At 47.8% G+C, this 19,304-nt stretch carries 16 protein-coding genes; 4 read left to right on the forward strand and 12 right to left on the reverse strand.

What is annotated here, in order from left to right; translation table 11 throughout:
- Positions 1-110: 110 nt before the first annotated feature.
- From tamL to DXN05_RS18485, 5 genes are read right to left on the reverse strand one after another with little or no spacing between them, the layout of a single operon-like run.
- Positions 111-2,399: a translocation and assembly module lipoprotein TamL gene (tamL, locus tag DXN05_RS18465; RefSeq protein ID WP_116848769.1), complete on the reverse strand. Its 2,289-nt coding sequence runs from the start codon at positions 2,397-2,399 to the stop codon at positions 111-113.
- Positions 2,396-7,456 carry a translocation/assembly module TamB domain-containing protein gene (locus DXN05_RS18470; RefSeq protein WP_116848770.1) on the reverse strand — a complete coding sequence of 1,687 codons (5,061 nt, stop codon included), beginning with the start codon at positions 7,454-7,456 and terminating at the stop codon, positions 2,396-2,398. Before DXN05_RS18470 ends, tamL begins: the two co-directional genes overlap by 4 nt.
- A gap of 21 nt (positions 7,457-7,477) precedes the next feature.
- Positions 7,478-7,876: a hypothetical protein gene (locus DXN05_RS18475; RefSeq protein WP_116848771.1), complete on the reverse strand. Its 399-nt coding sequence runs from the start codon at positions 7,874-7,876 to the stop codon at positions 7,478-7,480.
- A complete protein-coding gene (locus DXN05_RS18480; protein WP_116848772.1) occupies positions 7,860-8,237 on the reverse strand; it encodes a phage holin family protein in 378 nt (125 codons plus the stop codon). Before DXN05_RS18480 ends, DXN05_RS18475 begins: the two co-directional genes overlap by 17 nt.
- A gap of 10 nt (positions 8,238-8,247) precedes the next feature.
- Positions 8,248-8,496: a YtxH domain-containing protein gene (locus DXN05_RS18485; RefSeq protein ID WP_116848773.1), complete on the reverse strand. Its 249-nt coding sequence runs from the start codon at positions 8,494-8,496 to the stop codon at positions 8,248-8,250.
- 75 nt (positions 8,497-8,571) lie between these two features.
- On the opposite strand from DXN05_RS18485, the gene DXN05_RS18490 reads away from it, so the two are divergent.
- The gene (locus DXN05_RS18490; RefSeq protein ID WP_116848774.1) at positions 8,572-9,690 is read left to right on the forward strand and encodes an AI-2E family transporter; all 1,119 of its coding nucleotides are present in this window, start codon (positions 8,572-8,574) and stop codon (positions 9,688-9,690) included.
- Here DXN05_RS18490 and DXN05_RS18495 read toward each other — a convergent pair.
- Positions 9,687-10,898 (reverse strand): MFS transporter, encoded by a 1,212-nt coding sequence (locus DXN05_RS18495; protein WP_116848940.1) that lies wholly within the window; start codon positions 10,896-10,898, stop codon positions 9,687-9,689. The genes DXN05_RS18490 and DXN05_RS18495 overlap by 4 nt on opposite strands.
- Before the next feature lie 137 nt (positions 10,899-11,035).
- Entirely contained in the window at positions 11,036-12,235 is a 1,200-nt protein-coding gene (locus DXN05_RS18500; protein WP_170148880.1) for an aspartate aminotransferase family protein, read from the reverse strand.
- A gap of 54 nt (positions 12,236-12,289) precedes the next feature.
- Between DXN05_RS18500 and DXN05_RS18505 the strand changes: the two genes are divergently transcribed.
- The 3 genes from DXN05_RS18505 to DXN05_RS18515 all read left to right on the forward strand — a co-directional run bounded on the left by DXN05_RS18505 (position 12,290) and on the right by DXN05_RS18515 (position 13,396).
- Positions 12,290-12,820, forward strand: a complete 531-nt coding sequence (locus tag DXN05_RS18505) for a gamma carbonic anhydrase family protein (protein ID WP_116848775.1) — start codon at positions 12,290-12,292, stop codon at positions 12,818-12,820.
- Positions 12,821-12,903: 83 nt separating this feature from the next.
- On the forward strand, positions 12,904-13,086 hold the full coding sequence (locus tag DXN05_RS18510) for a hypothetical protein (protein ID WP_116848776.1): 183 nt from the start codon (positions 12,904-12,906) through the stop codon (positions 13,084-13,086).
- A 16-nt stretch (positions 13,087-13,102) separates the two neighbouring features.
- Positions 13,103-13,396, forward strand: coding sequence for a DUF3630 family protein (locus DXN05_RS18515; protein WP_116848777.1), 294 nt, complete (start codon positions 13,103-13,105; stop codon positions 13,394-13,396).
- Here DXN05_RS18515 and rsgA read toward each other — a convergent pair.
- The 5 genes from rsgA to DXN05_RS18540 all read right to left on the reverse strand — a co-directional run bounded on the left by rsgA (position 13,393) and on the right by DXN05_RS18540 (position 19,300).
- On the reverse strand, positions 13,393-14,319 hold the full coding sequence (gene rsgA, locus DXN05_RS18520) for a ribosome small subunit-dependent GTPase A (RefSeq protein ID WP_116848778.1): 927 nt from the start codon (positions 14,317-14,319) through the stop codon (positions 13,393-13,395). The two genes, DXN05_RS18515 and rsgA, sit on opposite strands and share 4 nt — an antisense overlap.
- 243 nt (positions 14,320-14,562) lie before the next feature.
- The gene (locus DXN05_RS18525; protein WP_158559319.1) at positions 14,563-16,071 is read right to left on the reverse strand and encodes an RICIN domain-containing protein; all 1,509 of its coding nucleotides are present in this window, start codon (positions 16,069-16,071) and stop codon (positions 14,563-14,565) included.
- A 239-nt stretch (positions 16,072-16,310) separates the two neighbouring features.
- On the reverse strand, positions 16,311-17,318 hold the full coding sequence (locus tag DXN05_RS18530) for a vWA domain-containing protein (protein WP_116848780.1): 1,008 nt from the start codon (positions 17,316-17,318) through the stop codon (positions 16,311-16,313).
- On the reverse strand, positions 17,308-18,288 hold the full coding sequence (locus DXN05_RS18535; protein ID WP_116848781.1) for a hypothetical protein: 981 nt from the start codon (positions 18,286-18,288) through the stop codon (positions 17,308-17,310). Before DXN05_RS18535 ends, DXN05_RS18530 begins: the two co-directional genes overlap by 11 nt.
- A gap of 55 nt (positions 18,289-18,343) precedes the next feature.
- Positions 18,344-19,300 carry a DUF58 domain-containing protein gene (locus tag DXN05_RS18540; RefSeq protein ID WP_116848782.1) on the reverse strand — a complete coding sequence of 319 codons (957 nt, stop codon included), beginning with the start codon at positions 19,298-19,300 and terminating at the stop codon, positions 18,344-18,346.
- Positions 19,301-19,304: the final 4 nt, after the last annotated feature.

Genomic DNA, 19,304 nt, shown 5'->3' on the forward strand with positions numbered 1-19,304 from the left:
GAAAAGGATACAAAAAGATAACAGGCGGCCATCACCAGCTGCTGTCTGAGCTGTTATGGCCGCCTGTATTTTGTTTAATTAAACCATTGCTAGCAGGGTTTGCAATACCATTAAAACGGGTACCCGATAGCGAGGTTGTACACGAGGTTTTGTTTGCGCCAGTCGGCGTCGCCGAAATTAACCTGATTAATTACCCATTTTGACCCGGTGGTAACAAACGGTTTACGTATGGGGAAGGCGGCATCAAAACGTATCACGAAAAACTTGATGTCTACACGCAAACCAACACCTGTGCCTACTGCAAACTGATCCAGGAAATCGCTGCTAAACTTACCGCCAGGCCTGGTGGGGTCATCGTGTGTAAGCCATATATTGCCTGCATCGGCAAACACGGCGCCATATAATACAGATATCAGCCGCGCGCGCAGCTCGGTGCTCATCAGTATTTTTATATCACCCGGCTGATCGGGCAGATAGCCTACTACAGCTGCATTACCGCCATAATAATTTCCCGGCCCCAGCGAGCGCGCACGGAATGCACGGATATCGTTTACACCACCGGCAAAGAATGATTTAACAAATGGCAAAGCTATGCTGTTGCCGTACGACCATCCTGCGCCTACCAATACCCTGCTGGCCAGCGTATTGTCGCTTCGCCTGCTGCCTATGCGCAGGTAATGTCTAAAGTCAAATTCAAGCCTGGAATACTCAGAGAACGGTGTTCCGAAAATATTTTTCTCCTTGCCGGCTTTTACGTTGGCCCCTGTCAGCAAACCCAGCACGTTGCCTGATAAATCAACATTGGCGTTGAAATAATAATTGTTGCGGTTACGGTTGGGCGCTGCCTGCGTGTTGATATTGAAGTTGTAGTTGCTGCCGATGATAAACTGGCGTTCTATACTGCGTGCTAGCGTAATATTGGTGTCCAGCCCTTTCTGGAATGCAGAATCAATTTTGGTAGGCTTTACATAATTTATGGAAATAAGATTGAGCTGATGTTCTTTGGTAATGGTTTCGCGCCATATATATCCAAAGCTTGCCTTGGCAGAACTCAAGGTATATTGATCTGTACGGTTATACAGTTCATAACCTGCGTTAATTCTTGTCTGGGGTACAAAACCGCCGTTGGTTTTAAACTGCACAGGCCCCACCACGCGTGGCATCAGCAGGTTTAAATCAACACCCACGCGGCTGATATTTATTTTTTTCTGCTGCCCTGCATACTGCTTTTCAAAGCCTCCGTAAAGGGAGGCAGTAAATAATTCAGCTCCTTTAAAAAAGTTGCGGTTACGCCAGCTGAGGGTTAAATCGGTACCGTTGGCGTTGTTGGATTTGGTTAGTCCTGATACTTCAAACCGAAGTGATTTTTTAGGCGCCGGGGTTAAGTAGTAAAAGGTATTGAGCTTGTATACACCCGGTGTATCAACCGGCTGAAAGCGGGCTTTTACAAAACGGTACACCCCCAGGCTCACGAGCCTGTTTAAGGAAAGATTGTGCGCCTTGCGGTTATAGGGATCGCCTGGCTTAAAAATCAGTGCGCGGCTAAATACTTTCGGGTTGAATTTCCTGTGCGGATCATAAATATAATAGTAATCGTATTTCACTGCCCGCTGCCTGGCCCTGCGTGCGGTGGTATCTGCACTCAGGTTGTAATCAGCATATACCAGTACATCATTGATGCGGTATATCTTTGTCGCATTCACGGGAGTGCCGGGCTTTATTTTCAATGTCATATCCAGCCGGTGGTTGCCGATAGAAGAATCCACATCGTACAACAGGTAATTGGGACTGAAAAAGTAAAAGCCACGTTCCTTTAAGCGTTCATCAATACGCGCGTATTCATTTTTGATATTATCCAGATCGTAGGGCTTGCCAACACGTGTAAGCGCGCGCCTGCGTTGCCGTGCAATGGCCTTGCTGATATCGCTTGAATCAGCAGGATATTTAATGCTGTTGATCACATATTGCGGATAAACGGTAACGTTGTAGGTAATCCTGCCTTTCTTTTTCTTCACCGTTGTATCAAAACTTAATTCAGAGCGGAAATATCCCCTGTTCTCCATCCTGTTCTGCAATACATCACTGTTTTTCTGAACGTTTACACTGCTCAGCAGTACCGGCTCTTCGCCCAGCTTGCGGCGTACAAAACCACCCCAGTTATAAAACAGTAATTTGAACTTGATACCGAGAAATGATTTATTGGGTGCAGGGCGCACCAGTCCGGCCAGCTCTGAACGCAGCGCTTTTTTATCGTATTTCACACTATCGTTCACGCCTTTCAGTTTTACATCGGCGCCCATGTACAGCGCATCACCATCGGGCACATGTTTCGTGGTGCTGCAACCTGCGGCCACGACAAGCAATATTAAACAGCAGTATATGTAATAACCTTTCTTCATTTGCCTGAATCAGCTTGTTTACCGGTTCCTGATGTATTGTTTGGATTGCTGGGAGGATTTTGTGGGGCACGTTTCTTACGCCTGTTTTCCCAGTATTTTTTCTTGGACTGGAAGAGTTCCCAGAAGCGATCGTAATCGAGCGTGAAAATGAAGGTAAGACCGGTTTCCACCACCTGCCCTTCTACTACCGCATCATATTTGTTTCTGCGATAACCGCGAATCATATACCGGCCATTCTTGGTAAGCTGGTAATCTATCGCGATATCACCGGCAATATTGGCCGCATTCTGCTGCTGCTCCGCAGCGGGGCCTTCCAGCTCAAAGTTGCTGCCCACGCTCACTTTCAGCCTGTCGCTGAGCAGCGATTTGGAAACACCAACCGTTAAATCGGTTTTTGTTTCGCGCTGGCCGGTAGTGTAGTCGTCTTCCGAGTTTAATCCAAAATTCAGATCCACACCTTTAATAAGGCTGCCTGCCAGCTGGTTCAGCTGGTCGGTAAGAATATTGCTTACGCTCTGGCGTATGCGTGTGTCGGTGCTGGTAGATGCTGTTGCACTCTGCAGGGGGTCCTGCTGTACAAAGCGACCCAGCAGCAACAAGGCGAATACCTGCTTGTTCATTTCCGATTCATCGGTACGCAGCTGTTCGAGTTTGGTTTCTACTTCCTTGTACTGGTTTTGCTGCTCTTCAGGCAAGGCAATGTCAAAGCTGATAATGGGTTTCAGCAATTCGCCTTTCATTTTCAGCAATACCTGGAAGGGCAGCCGTTGTTTAAAACGGTTTACATCTGCACCTGAACGGCCTGCCAGCTGGTCTTCCACCAAATCGATGGGCTGTGCTTCTATTGAATACACACCGGTGATGTCAATATTGGCCTGCATGGGATCGCCAGTCCAGGTAATGGTGCTGCCGTTCTGTACGGTGAATTTCTTTTTCAGTACACTCAGCGTTACCTGGTACGAACCATCGTGCAAACGGTAATCACCTGTGAGGCTCATTTTGCCGCTTTCATCCATACTGGCTGCGAGATCGGCCTTGCCGCTTATTTTCAATGCATCGCCATTCAGCTCATCAATTACCAGTGTAAACTTCGCAGTGCTGTCTGTTTCAATGGTGGCATTTACATCCATACCGCTGAGCGCGGTAATGGGTTGCAGCGCCAGCGTATCTGCTGCGTTTTGTGCTGAATCGCGTTTGGCAGTAGGGTCAATAAAATGTACAATACCTTCCCTGCTTACTACTTCTGGATTTTCAGAGGGCAACACAAAAGTGAAATCGGTTTGCTTGTTGGCTTTAAGCCTTGCATCAATTTCAGGCGCATTCATCGAGCCGGTTACGTCGATACCCACATCCATGTTCAGCTTGCCGTAAAACATGGGATTGTCTTTCTTGGTAGCATTCACTAACCTGAAATTGGTAGCGCGCAGAATCAGGTCAAACGTAGGATTGGTGAAATCTGCAAACCCGATGGTGCCATCCAGCACCGCTTTATTGTTCGCAGAATCTGCCAGCGTAAAGGCATTGAATTCAATACCGTTGCTGTTTACATCAATGCGTTCGTTGGTGAGCCTGAATTTTTCGCCCAGCATGGTGGGCTGTATAAATGCATCGTGAAATTGCAGGTTGCCATTGATATCAGGTTTCTGCAAGGTACCGGCCATGGCTATATTGCCGGTAAGGTTACCGCCAATATCTTTTAACTGCCCGGCAGCAAATGCCTTTGCAATAGCCAGGTTCATGCGTTTGATGGCCAGCTGCATATCCATGCGGCTTTCACCGGTATAATATTTACCATCAAGCTGTATATCAGTGTTGTTGCCGGTTAAACCCACATTGGCTGCATAGGTATTGGCCTGCTCGTTGTTCACTTTGATAACAGCATTACCCAGTGTATCTTTTTTGTAGCTAAGATTATTAATAGCAAGATCTGACGTAAACACCGGGTTCTTCATTACATCTTTTATCTCGGCCTTGCCGTTGATTACACCATCTACCAGCAGCGAATCCTGTTCTGCAAAACTGGTGAGCGTTTTTATGTTGAAGTCTTTAAAGCTTACATCAATTGGCGATGCAGTAGTGCCTTGCGGACTGTTGATCGCAAACTCCTGGCCACCTTTGCTCAGTGCAAAGTTGTGTACAATAATGCCGGTGGTATCATATATAATCGCATTGTCGGGCGAAACCGTCCAGGGTTCGTAGTTCAGGCGCAGACTGTCTTTATCAAACGCCAGGCGAAGGCTATCGCCCAATTGTTTTAACTGTACGCCCAATGCATACCGCTCCTTGTTATTTTTATCCTGCAGATGCAGCGTGGCGTAAATAGTACTGTCTGCAATACGGCCATTCAGGGCAGTCTGGTTTACATAAAAGCTTTTGCTGCCTGCTTTCTGTAAGGTAAGGCCATAGGTTAGCTGTTTGGGTTCGGTTACTGCGAACACATGTGTATTCTGTATCACCTGTTCGCCGTATTGAATTTTGGGTGCGGCCATATCCAGCTTCAGCAGGTTGTCGCTGCTGGCATAATCAATATGGGCACCTATCGTATCAGTGCCTTTCAGCTGCGGCATAAACTGCAAAACCAGCGGCGAGGTTTGCAGCAGCATGTTTAAGCGCCAGTTTTGCGGTGTAAAGGCTGTGTCTTTAAACCCGGGTATGCCGTAATACTGGTGAATGGTATGCTGCAAAGCAGTGCCCAACTCGGTGAGTTTGTATTTACCGGCCAGGTCAAGCCGGCCCATTTCCGCGCTTATTGCAACATATTGTGAATCCTGGCTATGGTGTGCGGCCAGCAACAGGCTGTCTGTTTTCAGCAACACAGAATCGTGTACAAATACCAGGTCTTTGATGGTTAAACGGCCCTGTAAAGTATCGGGATTGGTATTGGCAAAGTCTGCATCAATTTTGCCGTGCAGCGTCATGGTATCTTTTACCAGGTGCAGGGCATTAAAGTTGGCAGTGTCGAGTGTTAGTTGCAACTGCACTGCAGGAAACTTACCCACTTTTGTATCGGCAGTAGATTGCAGTGCAAAATGCAGGTTGGGATCAGTCATAGCTGCCTGCAGTTGTGCGAGGCCCTGTTTTATATTTCCCTGCATGGTAAGGCCATGATAGTTATATCCGCGCACAGCAGCCTCTGCCAGCTTGGCGTGCATGGTAGCCGTCATGGTTTTGTAATTGGTGCCTGCGCCGTTTACATCGGCACTGAGGCTTACAATGCCTACATTCTTTTCCTGTTTCATCAGGTAACCTACATTCACCTTGTCGGCAGTAAGCTGCGCGGTATAGGCTGCGCCGTTGTTTTTGAGACTGCCTTTTACGGCAATATTACCCCGGCTGGTGCGTGCATTTAAATTAGCGAGGAAACTTTTCATGGTGCCTTTGAAATAACCGGTAGCACTCATGGTTTCGGGTATGCGAAAGGTAGATGGTAATGATTTGGGCGGTGCAAGATTAACAATGTCTGCACTGGTAGTGGTCGCTTTTTTCAGCTGTATATCATAATAGGCAGTTTTTGCATCGGGCAAGCCTTTCATGCTGCCCTGCATTTGCAGTGCGGTACTGCCAATACCACTGAATTCAAGGTTGCCGATATGGATATCTTTTACATACCCTTTGGCATTACCCGCAAAATGAATGGTGCTGTTGCGGTATTTGCCAAGCTGTGCATTGAGCATGGGTACAGCGGTTACTACATCATTCACGGCAATGTTGGTGCTGTCTATCAGCATATCTACATATACCTCACCCGGCTTTTTGCTGATGCTTTCTACAGAAGGATATTTCAGCAGCAGCTGGTTGTGCAGCTGCGAATGTGGCGTTTGCACTACCAGGTTTCGCAGTTGTGCCTCATGCTGGTTGTATAAAAATTCGGTTCCTGCTCTTTGCAATACAAAGCCGCTTTTTTCTGCGAAACCCAGCTGGTCTATTTTTCCTTTGTATTCAACCGGTGTAAATGACAATGCCGATGCGTTCACATTAATAGAGGTGATGTTCATGTGACTGTAGTCCATCCCCTTCTTCAGCTGCGGCATATTGTTATCATCGTAGGCCAGGCTGTTGTTTTTGAGGTTGAGCGCTGCCAGCGTAAAACGCCAGTTGAGTTGCTGCACACTGTCTGCCACATGCTCCACTTTTTTTACGATCAGTGGTTTCTGCTGTTTATCCAGCGTAACTGCAGCATGTGTTTCTTCCAGGTCAATGCGTTTTAAACTGATGGCGGTATGTGCGAGATCTATTTTATCGGTGAACACATTAAACAGCTGCATATTTACCACGGAGTGCATGGCAGCAATTTCATCATCATACTGCACTTTCAGGCGTTGCAGCATAATGGTGTCCAGCCTAATAGATGCCTGTATGGGACCGGTATTGGTTGTATCAACCGGCACAGGCGCTACTTTCAGGGTAGGCTTGTAGGTGCGTATGCGGGTGCTTACATCTGCCAGGTGTATACCCGGGATGGACACGACCATATGTGTGGGATCAAACTCGTTGATCTGTGTGCGGAAATCGCCGAGGTATAAATGAAATTCATTACCCGTAGCATCATCCTGGTAGCTGGCGCTGATGCGTTTCAGGCGCACGGTGCCCAGCTTAAACTGCATACCGCTGCTGGTGTCTGCCGGCGCAGTAGCTGTATCTGAATCGCCGGAGAATGCTTTGGTAATAAATTCATAGTTGAATGTTGTATCCGGCTGTATGCGGCGTACATTGGCCTTGATGTTTACCAGCTCTACATAACTCACAACCACCTGTTTCTTCAGTAGTTTCAGCAACGCAATATCTACACGCAGGGTATCGCCGGAGAGCAGCGTATCGCGGTGCTGGTCTTCGAGGTAAATATGTTCCAGTACAATGCGTTTGGGAAAATTAATAGCAAGGCGGCCGATGCTCACTTTTGTTTTGAGCTTTTTTTCGAGGTAGGCAACGGCTTTATTCTTGGCAAAATTCTGCACAGAAGGTAACTGAATAAGAATCACTGCCAGTATAACGATAAAGAATATACCGGCTATCGTCCATAGAACCACTTTGATAAACCTGCGCAGAAAAAGTTTCAAGGAAAACGGTATTTGGGTAAACTATTCAGTAGGTGCAGTTCCGCTTGCATCACGATGCTTCGGAGATCCTGCCTTCTTTTTTTGCAATAGACTGAAAGCGCCTTTCAGAAGGGTGAACACGCCGAGTTGACGGGTGCTTTTCCATAAGGTTTCTTTCAGGTCGTCGTTTCGTCTTTTGTTTAAGAACATCGTAGTAACGGTACGCATCAGCTTCCACGTACTGCCTGCCACCTTGTTGTTCAGGAAAAAAGGCACCACTGAGCCAACACTGGCCTTAATGGCTTCCTGCGGCAGCTGCTTCCACCTGCCGGCTAAATCCGTTTCCTGCTGTTTCAGGTCAACCTGCACACTACGGATTTTCGCTCTCAGATCATCGAGGTTATTGATGCCTGATAAATCCTTATCAGTTATTGTGGCCATTTTCCTTAGGTTCTGTTTGATCAAAAATTATTTTGATAACGGTGTTTACGATAAACTTCTCCAGTATCCGCTTGCGCATGGCAACCAGCACTATCAGCAGTATAATGTAAAACAGGGTTACAATACCAAAACCCAGAAACAGGCTGTGTGTAAGTGCTGCAAACAGGTACCCTGCCATAATACTCAGGAAGAGCAGGATAAAAAAGCCCAGCACGGCGATGATTAACCCGGCAAACATGGCGCTTGCCAGCTTGGCTATTTTTTCAACGGTTTGCAGTTTAATCAGCAGCAACCTGTTGCTCAGGTACTGCCTTACCTTTTTCCGGGATTCAGCAAAAAACTGTTCCTCTTGTTGTTGCATTGTTCAATTTTTAGGATAGTGTTTCAGCCGCACTGTCGCTGAGGTCAGATACAAAAGATTTGCCCCGCTGTACCCAATCCTTCATATCCTTTTCCCATCCGGTGAGTTTCGATTTCAATTCTTCCGATGTATCTGAAGCAATATCCTTGATCTGCGCAATCAGTTCCTTTCCCTTGTCGCTGCTTAAAAAAATGCCCAGTGCCGCACCTGCTGCTGCACCAATGGCAATACCTGCTATAAATTTCTGGTTCTCTGTCATACACAAGATTTTTACCGTAGGCAAATGAATTTGTTTTAAAGTGGTACAAGCATTGTACCAGTTAAAGAAAATTAAATGGAAAACCGCCAGGACTATAAAGTCAACAGGTACCTGTTTTTAGCCGTTATCATACTATTTTCGGTTTTTCTTTTTTTCAGCCTTATCCAGTTTTTTACCGCATTTCTTGCTGCCACTATCTTTTACGTGCTCAGCAAACCTGCTATGGAATGGCTTATCAAGAAAAGAAGATGGAAAAAAACATCGGCAGCCCTGCTCATGATCCTTATTTCCTTTTTTATCATTCTGCTGCCCATCGGTTTGTTAACCACGCTTTTATACAACAAGGTAATAAGCGTGGTAGAAAATCCCCATATCATTATGGACCCCTTGCGGCATATTGACCAAATTGTTCAGGAACGCTTTCATACCAATCTTATTTCAGACAAAAGCATGGAGAAGGTGCAGGCTTTTGCCACCGTGGTTTTATCGGCTTTGCTTAACCAGGGACTTAACCTGTTTTCCACTATCCTGATCATGTATTTCTTCCTGTACTTTATGCTTACCAGCATTAACAGGCTGGAGGCAGGCATTGTTTTTTTCCTGCCTTTTCCGCGCAGCAAAATTGAAATGTTTGGAAAAGAACTGGTAAAACTCACTTTCAGCAATGCGGTGGGTGTGCCGCTGATATGCCTGGTGCAGGGCTCGCTGGGGTATGCCTGTTATATGATTGCCGGTTTACCCGAAGCCGGCTTCTGGGGCGTAATCACCGGTTTTGCCTCTATTATCCCGGTATTGGGCGCAGGCGTGGTGTGGTTGCCGGTAAGCCTGTATTTCCTGATCACCGGCCATACCTGGCAGGGCATTTTTGTGGTTATCTGGGGCGCCCTGTTTATCGGGCTTTCAGATAATATTGTGCGCTTTGTACTGGCCAAACGCATGGCCGATGTTCACCCCATTGTTACTGTACTCGGTGTAATTATGGGACTGCGTTATTTCGGCATCACCGGGCTTATTTTCGGGCCGCTGCTTATTTCGTATTTCATCATTTTACTGAAGATTTATTATTTCGAATACCAGAAACCGGCACCCCCTAAAGCTGAAAAAGCCAGGCAGCTTATGCCCAGCTATTTTCAGCCGTTTATTGGTGGTAAAACAAAATCTGTAAAAACAAAACGCGGCGGTGCTGCCGGTTAAGCTGCAGTATGTTTTCTTTCTACATTGGGTAAAAATGCCGTAAGCAAACCAATGAGGGGTAAAAACGCACAAAGCTGGTACACATACCGAATACCATGCGCATCGGCCAGGCGGCCCAGTATGGCCGAGCCTAAACCGCCCATGCCAAAGGCCAGACCGAAAAACAAACCGGCAATCATGCCCACTTTACCGGGCAGCAATTCCTGCGCATACACCAGGATGGCCGAGAACGCAGATGATAAAATCAAACCGATGAATACCGATAATATGCCGGTTACCAGCAAACCGGCATACGGTAATGCCAGTGTAAACGGTGCCACGCCCAGGATAGAAAACCAGATCACTTTTTTGCGGCCTATTTTATCGCCTACCGGGCCACCGATAAAAGTGCCGGCTGCAATGGAGAACAGGAATACGAACAGGTATACCTGCGATTGCTGCACACCAATATGAAATTTGTCCATCAGGTAAAAAGTATAATAGCTGGTCATACTGGCCATGTAGAAATACTTCGAGAAAATCAGCAGCAGCAAAATCAGCAATGAGAAGGCTATTTTTTCCCTTGACAAGGCAGGGCGATCGTCAAGCGTTGCCTGTTTTTTAGGCTTCATGCGCGCCATATTACTGCTATACCAGTTACCTACGCGCCATAATACAGCAATGGCCAGCAGTGCTGCAAGTGAAAACCACAGCACATTACCCTGGCCAAAAGGAACAATAATCAGCGCCGCCAGCAACGGCCCCAGCGAGCTGCCGGCATTACCACCTACCTGGAACAGCGATTGCGCCATACCACGTTTGCCGCCGCTTGCCATATAGGCCACACGGCTTGCCTCCGGGTGAAAAATAGAAGAGCCGATACCTACCAGCGCTACAGCGCCCAGCACCAGCTGATAACTGTTGGCCTGCGATAAAAGCACCAGGCCCAGCAGTGAAAAACCCATGCCTATGGCAAGGGAATAAGGCTGCGGCCTGCGGTCGGTAAAACGGCCTACAAAGGGTTGCAACAGGGAAGCCGTTAACTGGAATGTGAAGGTGATTAAACCAAGCTGGCTGAAATTAAGTACCAGCGATTTTTTAACCAGCGGGTAAATGGACGGGATCAGCGACTGGATGGTGTCGTTCAGCAAATGCGAGAGGCTGATCATCAGCAGTACAGGGTAAATAGTCGTTTCTACGCCTGCTGCGGGAGTTTGCACTTTTTGCATGGGTTGGTTAAATAAGAATGAAGAATATCCTGCCTGTGCACAAATCAGCATACATAACACGTTACTGCGCTTGGCGGCAGACAGGTTTTGTATCCGGGTGCGGCAGGCATACCAACCGGGACAACTAAGGTACGGCTTTATTCCAAACCAGCTTCATCGATGGATTGCAAAATAACATCACACACCTGCTCCAGCTCTGCCGGCGTAATACACAGCGGCGGTGCAATGCGCAGGCATTCGGGCGCAAACAAAAACCAGTCGGTGATTAAGCCATTCGCAATACAACGCTGTATTACTTTGTGGTTGGCTTCAAAACAGCTGAATGTAAGCGAGGCCCAGCAGCCTGCGGTGCGCAGTGCCAGTATTTTGGGATGCTGTAATTTTTGTTCAAGTATTACTTCATAATCCTGCACCTGTTCTATCCAGTCGCTTTCGAGCAATACTTCAAGTGCCGCCTTACCTGCTGCGCACGATACAGGGTGGCCGCCAAACGTGGTAATATGCCCCAGCACGGGGTCGCTGGTGAGCGTGTCCATCAGCTTTTTATCTGCAATAAAAGCACCCAGCGGCATACCGCCGCCCAGGGCCTTGCCCAGCAATAATATATCGGGTATTATCTCATATTGTTCAAACGCCCACAAACTGCCGGTACGGCCAAAACCTGCCTGTATTTCGTCGATAATGAGCAGTGTGCCTGTTTCGGTACAACGCTTGCGCAAAGCCTGCAGCCAGGCGGCATTGGGGCGGTGTATGCCGCTTTCTGCCTGTACGGGTTCGGCAATTACGCAGGCAGTTTGCGCATCTATCGCGGCGAGTACTGCTGCACTGCCATAATCGTAGTGATACACTTCGGGCAGCAGGGGCCTGAAGGCGTTGCGCCAGTACTCGTCGCCCATTACACTCAGGGCGCCCTGTGTGCTGCCATGATAGCTTTTGTTGAAAGCGATTATTTTGGTGCGGCCGGTGGCCCTTTTGGCCAGTTTCATGGCTCCCTCGGTAGCTTCAGTGCCGCTGTTGGTGAAATAAACGCTGTTGAGTGAAGCAGGTAATACGCTGGTAAGCAAATGTGCATATGACACCTGCGGACCTTCAATAAATTCCCCGTACACAATCAGGTGCATGTACTGCGCTGCCTGCTGTTGCACGGCCTGTACCACTTTGGGATGGCTGTGCCCGATATTGCATACGCTGAAGCCTGAAATAAGGTCTGTATAAGCCTTTCCGCTTACATCGTACTGGTAAATACCGGCGGCTTTTACCATCTCCAGGCCGATAGGTGCGGGTGAGGTTTGTGCCACGTGACGCAGAAACAGTTGCCTGTTGGAAATATTGTTCATCTTTTACGCTTTGCTCAACTTAAAATTCGAAATTGCTTCAAAATTCGGCATTTTATGGCATTGATTTTACCTGTACAAGGCAAGCAACCGCAGTTTGGCAACAATTGTTTTATTGCACCCAACGCCACCATTGTGGGCGATGTAATAATGGGCGATGATTGCAGCGTTTGGTTCAATGCCGTAGTGCGCGGCGACGTGCATTATATTAAGATGGGCAATAAAGTGAATATCCAGGATGGCGCGGTGGTGCACTGTACCTACCAGAAAAATCCCACTGTTATCGGCAACAATGTATCGGTAGGCCACAATGCCATTGTGCATGGCTGCAATATCTGGGATGATGTGCTGATTGGCATGGGCGCTATTGTGATGGACCGCTGCGAAATTCACAGTAATTCCATCATTGCTGCCGGGGCTGTTTTACTGGAAGGCACCATTGTGGAAGCCGGCTGTATTTATGCGGGCGTACCGGCCAAAAAGGTGAAAGAAATATCGAAAGACATGATTCACGGCGAAATTGAACGCATTGCCGGGAATTATGTAAAATATTCTTCGTGGTTTAGTGAAATTAATGCAGCGAAATAGAATTCCTGTTGTCTAATTATACAGGATAGTTCGCGTACAACCACAACTAACTGCTAAAAACGCAACCCTAAAATCCCAATATCATGAAATCCTTAACGAGGGCTATCCTATTTTCCCTCTTTGTAAACCTGTTGTCAGCTTGCGGCGCCAAATATGGCTGTCCGAGTAATGGTAAAAACGTTGGAGCGGAAAAAATCATCAGCAGCGACCCCAAAGCGATGAAAGACGTTAAAAAAGCAGAAAAATATAAACTTAATAAATTTTAGGTTTTAAGGGGGAATTATGAAGTCCGTATATGTGGGTGCCACAACATCAGGCACAATCCTGGATGAAAATGCAAGCTTAAACCAGTTTTATGCTTTCACCGTTACGCTGAGCAATAACAAGCACGTTCGCTTTGTTGCCAAAAACGATGAGGCAGACAGTATTGACTGGCACTTCAAGTACCGTGGGCGACAGCTTACGCTGCAGTACAATATGTACAATGGCGTTAGTCTTTTTCCACAGAACGTGAAAGACCAGCGTGCGGTGCAGGAGCTGCTTGCCCAGTTAAGGGGCAGGCCGATGGTGCATTAGTAATTTTTATCGCTGATGGTATCAAGCATGTTGAGGTAACTGACATAACGGTCTACTGCAATTTCTTCCGTTTCTATCGCGTCTTTTACTGCACAGCCGGGCTCGTTTACATGCAGGCAATTATTGAATTGGCACTCCTGAATGCGGCTGCGCATCTCCGGGAAATAGTGCGATAATTCCTGGCGTTCTATATCTACCAGTCCAAACTCACGTATGCCGGGTGTATCAATCACCCTGCCACCATAAGGGAGGTCGAACATCTCGGCAAACGTTGTAGTATGCATGCCTTTACCACTCCATCCGCTCACTTCCTGCGTTTTCAGCTGCATATCGGGAAATACCGCGTTAATAAAAGTAGATTTACCCACACCGCTATGCCCGCTCAGCAGCGTTGTTTTATTTTTCAGCACATCTTCCAGCTTATCCAGGCCAGTGCCTTTTTCGAGGCTTATCTGCAATACTTCGTACCCAATGGCCTGGTACATTGCATTGAGCGCTTCAAACTGCTCCTGCTCTTTTTTACGGTATAAATCGGCTTTGTTAAACACCAGTATGGCCGGCACATGAAAGGCTTCGGCCTGCACCAGGAACCGGTCTAAAAATCCCTGCGAGGTTTTGGGCTCGCGCAGCGTGGCAAACAGCAGGCTCTGATCGAGGTTGGAGGCTACAATGTGATGCTGGTGCCGGTTGTGGGGCGAGCTGCGGGCAATGTAATTGCGCCGGTCGCATATTTCCACAATTGTGGCGGTGTTTTCCGAACCTTCTTCCATTTCCAGCATCACTTCATCACCCACGGCAATTGGATTGGTAGAAGACAGTCCTTCTATTTTGAACGCACCACGTATGCGCGCGTTCACCACTTTACCCGCTGTTGTTTTTACAGTGTACCAGCTGCCGGTTGATTTATAAACAAATGCCTTCATGCGTGGCGAAGATAAAGAGAAAGCTGTTAGCCGGGAGCTTATAGCTGCAAGCTAAGTTTATAGCCGTTGGCGGTGTCCCCACCGCCAACACCTGTTTTTACAAGAAAAATGGCGTACAGGGGCCGCTACACTGCACTTTCCATTAACAGCCATCACTCACTATGGTACAAAACAAAATACCGTTTGGCGAAACACTTTGCAGGGTGTTTTACCAAACGGCATTCCTGTTAGTATTTTACCCGGCTATGGTACAATGCTCCACAATTCGGCATCGTACTGATTTTCGTACCATTGTTCCAGCTTGGTGCCGGGTGTGGTATTGCTGTTGGGTACGTTTAACGCCAGCAGGCTTCTGTGATTGATGATTTTGAAGTACCCGCCACCCATATCCTGCACACGCCACTCCTGCGCCGATCCGCCGATATCGTTCCATTGAATCAGGATATTGCCTGCACTAAGCGAAGCGCCGGCATCATCCAGGCAAAGGCCGTTCACGGCTGCTTTTATTTTGTAATAACCATTGCCCAGGCTGGTAAAGGTCCATTTCTGCGCAATGTTTCCATTATCTGTCCATTCCTGTATCTGCGTACCGGGTGTGGCAGTACCGCTGGGCACATCTACACACTGACCGGTTACTTTAGATTTAATACGGTAAGTGCCGTTGGCAATTGGCATGGCATAGCTGGCATTAATTGACGGGGCAGGAATAGGAATGCCTTTTTCAATGGGATAGCCGAAATAAGGTGTGTTGCCGTCCCACGCAAACTGCTGGATCATGATGCGCCTGTCCCAACCGGAGCCATTTGAATTAGCCGCATGGTAAACAATCCACCATTGTATATTATCAGGCGATTGTACAAAGGATGCATGCCCCGGGCCATATACATTGCCAAATTGCGAAAAGGCAGGCGTGGCACCCTTTGTCCAGGAGGCCTTGCTCATTACATTGCCATTGGTGCAGGTGAGGCGGCCCAGGCAGTAATCGTTTGTCCAGCTGCCGCTGGCAGAATAAATAACACTGATAGTAGTGCCGCTGACCAATACCTCGGGCCCTTCGTTTACAGTAGGCGAACCTACTTTTTCCCATGCATAATCAGGCCTGGAAATTTCTACCCTGTCGCCGCTGATGGTGTAGGGATTGCTCATGGCGGCGATGTACAGGTATTGCGATACATTGGTTGTACCCTCCCAGCCAGACCATACAAAATAGGTTTGCCCGTTATAGGTAAAGGGCGAGCCGTCTATAGCCCACCGGTCTGTAGCAGCCGCCAGGCGCGCTTTGTAAGTGTAGCTGCCGTTAAGCGGGTTGTTGGGGTCGGTGCCGCCTTCGAGCACATGCATGCGGTGGTTGTCGTTGTTACCATTGTCTGCTGCAAAATATACGTACCAGTGCCCGCCGAGAAAATGCAGTTCAGGCGCCCATAAATCGCTGGAGTAACCGGTGCCGGCAGGTGGTGTAAAAATGTAGGTTTTGGCAGGTTTTAAAATGTTTTCAAGTGTAGCGGACTGGGTAATCCATAAACGCCCGCCATCTGAACCGCAGTAATAGTAAGTACTACCAACTTTAATAACCCAGGGATCGGCATAGTTGCCATTGTCGATAGAGCCGAGTGCATTGGTAAAAATGGCTGATAAACTGCGCGGCGTTGTAGTGGCGCCGTTGTTGGCTGCAATAGCAGCTTCTTCTGTTTTACGGCAGCTTTGCGCAAGCAGCAGCAATACCGTACAGGCAAGCAAAACGTGATTTTTCATATGTAGAATAGATGTTTGGCAACAGAAAGGGAAGTGTATAATTGTTCTGTGTATCATCTGTTCATCTGGCAGCAGTACCGTATTACTCAAATATAACCAGTTAAGTGTAACAAATACACTTGTTTTACGGAATAGCTATAATACCAAACAATATTGCACAGGGGCATGCCTGTTTTTGCGCATATTGTGCGAAGAAACTGTGCAATACCAGCAACCACGCACTTTTGCGGCTGTGTTGCCTATGGAAATTTGCGGAAAACGGTATAGCGCATGATCAGCTCCAATGTAAGCAGGCCAAGGCCAATCATGAGCCAGATATAGAATTTATCGTTGTAACGTGTGTAGGTGTTTACTTCTACTTTTGATTTTTCGAGCTGGTTAATGCTGCCGTAAATTTTCTGAAGGGCTTCTTTATCGGTGGCGTGGAAGTATTGTCCGCCGGTGGCTGTGGCGAGGTCTTTCAGCAGTCCTTCGTTAAATTCCAGTTTCTTTTTTTGTGTTACCGGGCCAAAAGGCGTTTGTACCACTTCTTCCATTTCCTTTTCAGACCCCACGCCAATGGTGTACACTTTTACGTGATACAGTTTAGCCATATCGCGGGCAATATCGGGTGGCACTGCGCCGCCGAAATCTACCCCATCTGTGAGCAACACGACAATTTTACTGCGCGATTTGCTATTGCGCAGCCTGTCAACGCTGGTGGCCAGGCCTGAGCCGATGGCTGTGCCTTCATCCTGCAGGTAACCACTTTGTATATTGTCGATCTGTGCCTGTACGGTATTGTGGTCAACCGTGATGGGACATAAAGTAAAACTCTGGTTACTGAAAATAACAATCCCGATACGGTCGCCCGGGCGGCCTTTTACAAAATCGGTGGCCACTGCTTTGGCAGCCTCAAGGCGGTTGGGCGTAAAGTCTTTTTCCGTCATACTGCCGCTGATATCGAAACAAAGCACAATATCGATGCCTTCACCGTTCAGCTGCTCTTCGGAGAAACGTTGCCTGGGGCGTGCCAGTGCTACAATCAGGAACACAAGCGCAAGGCAACGCAGTATAAAAGGGAAATGGCGCAGTGTGGTGCGCACGCTTTTCACGTCTTTTACAAAATGCGTGGTGGTTACCAGCATGGCAGCCTGCGTTTTGTTGTGGCGACGGAAGTATTCAAAAGCCAGTATGGGTATCAGCAGCAAAAAGCCCAATACCCACGTGTATGCAAATTCAATATGTTTATACCACTCAGTTAACATGCGCTGTTGCTGTTGTCGTTTGCTGTGATTTTAAGGTTTGGTCTGTTTGCCTGATACAATCAACGGCTGTATCCACCGCCTGCTGCTGTTGCGCATAGTCTGGAACATACTTTGCGAATTTCACCGCATCGCACAAACGCAGCAGCTGGTAAAAATCGGTACGCAGCTGCGTGTTAGCCAGCTTTGCCTGCAACGCCACCATCAGTTCATCGGTGGTTAGCTGTAAGGCACGCGGCAAGGCAGTTTGCGCTGTATAGTTGCGACAGGTATCATCGAGACGGATAAACCAGGCTTTTACCGCTGCAGGTGTATCAGGCCGCTCGGTTTTCAATTGTGCCAGCTGTTGCAGGGCCGTTTGCAGGGCATCGCCTTTTACAGCTGCAGGCACTGCTTTTTTCGGTTTGGCCAGCATCTTCTTAATCACAAATTTCCAGAGCAGCCATATAATTAACAGGCCGATGGCCACTGCGCCAATGATGATCCAGGTATAGCTTTTTACCTGCACCACGGCAATGTCTTTCATTTCGTGGTAATCTTTCAGCTGCGATACATCTACAGGCAACACATCAATATATAAATCTGGCCGGTTGAACACATTGGCTTTGCCTGTTGCTTTATCTATTACGGTAACAGAAAAGGGCGGCAGCTGCCAGCGGCCCGAATCGAAGGAGGTAAATACAATGCGCTGCACGTAAGTGTTGCTGCCGCCGATATCAACGGTATCAATAGCCTGGCGTTGCAACACTTCAATGTGGTTGGCTGTGTCGGGAATAACAAACCATTCTTTAATATCACTCGTGCGGGGATTAACGTCTTCAAGCCTCAGCTCAAGCATAACCTGTTCGCCCAGCAATATTTTATCGCGGTCGGTTGTTACAGACAAACGCTGTGCGTGTGCGGTGGTACAACAAAAAATACACGCCAGCAACCCAAAAACATATGTATACAATGTATGCTTCAATTTAGTCATTTAAAAGCTGCACCGGTTTAATTCCTGCCGTTTGTGTTTTTATTGCACCTGTATATTATGCACGTTTCATAAAAAATTCCTGCAGCGCTTTTACAAAATCCTGCCCTGTGGCCAGTTGCAGCAAATCGGCTCCTGCGTTGCGAAACGATTGTTTTGCATCTTCAAGAATGCGGATAAACTGCTGGTTGTAGCGCAGGCGGGTCATGGCATCGCTGGTATCGAGCCAGACCTGTGTACCTGTTTCTGCATCACGTACCTGCAGCAAACCAACTTTAGGCAATTGCTCATCACGCTTGTCGTATACCTGCACCCCCACCACATCATGGCGTTTGGCAGCCACGCGCAATGCCTGCTGGTAACCGCTGTCGGCAAAATCGCTTAGCACAAACACAATGCTTTTGTGCCGGGTGGTATTGTTTAAAAAATTCAATGCCTGTATAATATCCGTTTTGGCAGAGCGTGCTTCAAACGTAAGCAGGTCGCGCACCATGTGCAATACATGGTCACGTCCTTTTTTTGCGGGCAGGTACTTCTCCACGCGGTCGCTGAAGAAGATCAGCCCGGCCTTATCGTTGTTGCTGATGGCCGAAAAAGCAAGTACCGCACATATTTCGGTGATCAGGTCTTTTTTACTTTGCCTGAAGGTGCCGAACAGGCTGCTCGCGCTCACATCTACCAGCAGGTAAACCGACAGCTCACGTTCTTCTTCAAACAGCTTGCTGTAGGTATGGCCCATGCGGGCAGATACATTCCATTCAATAAACCGCACATCATCGCCCGGCTGGTATTCACGCACTTCTTTAAACGCCATACCGCGGCCTTTAAATGCCGTGTGGTATTCGCCGGTAAACAGGTGGTTGGTGAGCCGTTTGCTTTTTATTTCCAGCTCACGCACTTTTTTCATGAGCGCTGTTTGCTGGCTGGTAACAGCTGCATCCTTTGCAGCACCGGCTGCAGCCGTTTTCGCGGCTGGTTCCTGTTGCTGTTTGTCTTTTTTGCTGCTTTTACTCATGTTA

Source organism: Deminuibacter soli (assembly GCF_003412455.1).
Classification (GTDB): Bacteria; Bacteroidota; Bacteroidia; order Chitinophagales; family Chitinophagaceae; genus Deminuibacter; species Deminuibacter soli.

Bases quoted from the DNA above. Each gene is read 5' to 3' on its own strand.
- tamL (WP_116848769.1), bottom strand. From the start codon at position 2,399: ATGAAGAAAGGTTATTACATATACTGCTGTTTAATATTGCTTGTCGTG.
- DXN05_RS18475 (WP_116848771.1), bottom strand. From the start codon at position 7,876: ATGGCCACAATAACTGATAAGGATTTATCAGGCATCAATAACCTCGAT.
- DXN05_RS18480 (WP_116848772.1), bottom strand. From the start codon at position 8,237: ATGCAACAACAAGAGGAACAGTTTTTTGCTGAATCCCGGAAAAAGGTA.
- DXN05_RS18485 (WP_116848773.1), bottom strand. From the start codon at position 8,496: ATGACAGAGAACCAGAAATTTATAGCAGGTATTGCCATTGGTGCAGCA.
- DXN05_RS18490 (WP_116848774.1), top strand. From the start codon at position 8,572: ATGGAAAACCGCCAGGACTATAAAGTCAACAGGTACCTGTTTTTAGCC.
- DXN05_RS18495 (WP_116848940.1), bottom strand. From the start codon at position 10,898: ATGCAAAAAGTGCAAACTCCCGCAGCAGGCGTAGAAACGACTATTTAC.
- DXN05_RS18500 (WP_170148880.1), bottom strand. From the start codon at position 12,235: ATGAACAATATTTCCAACAGGCAACTGTTTCTGCGTCACGTGGCACAA.
- DXN05_RS18505 (WP_116848775.1), top strand. From the start codon at position 12,290: ATGGCATTGATTTTACCTGTACAAGGCAAGCAACCGCAGTTTGGCAAC.
- DXN05_RS18510 (WP_116848776.1), top strand. From the start codon at position 12,904: ATGAAATCCTTAACGAGGGCTATCCTATTTTCCCTCTTTGTAAACCTG.
- DXN05_RS18515 (WP_116848777.1), top strand. From the start codon at position 13,103: ATGAAGTCCGTATATGTGGGTGCCACAACATCAGGCACAATCCTGGAT.
- rsgA (WP_116848778.1), bottom strand. From the start codon at position 14,319: ATGAAGGCATTTGTTTATAAATCAACCGGCAGCTGGTACACTGTAAAA.
- DXN05_RS18525 (WP_158559319.1), bottom strand. From the start codon at position 16,071: ATGAAAAATCACGTTTTGCTTGCCTGTACGGTATTGCTGCTGCTTGCG.
- DXN05_RS18530 (WP_116848780.1), bottom strand. From the start codon at position 17,318: ATGTTAACTGAGTGGTATAAACATATTGAATTTGCATACACGTGGGTA.
- DXN05_RS18535 (WP_116848781.1), bottom strand. From the start codon at position 18,288: ATGACTAAATTGAAGCATACATTGTATACATATGTTTTTGGGTTGCTG.
- DXN05_RS18540 (WP_116848782.1), bottom strand. From the start codon at position 19,300: ATGAGTAAAAGCAGCAAAAAAGACAAACAGCAACAGGAACCAGCCGCG.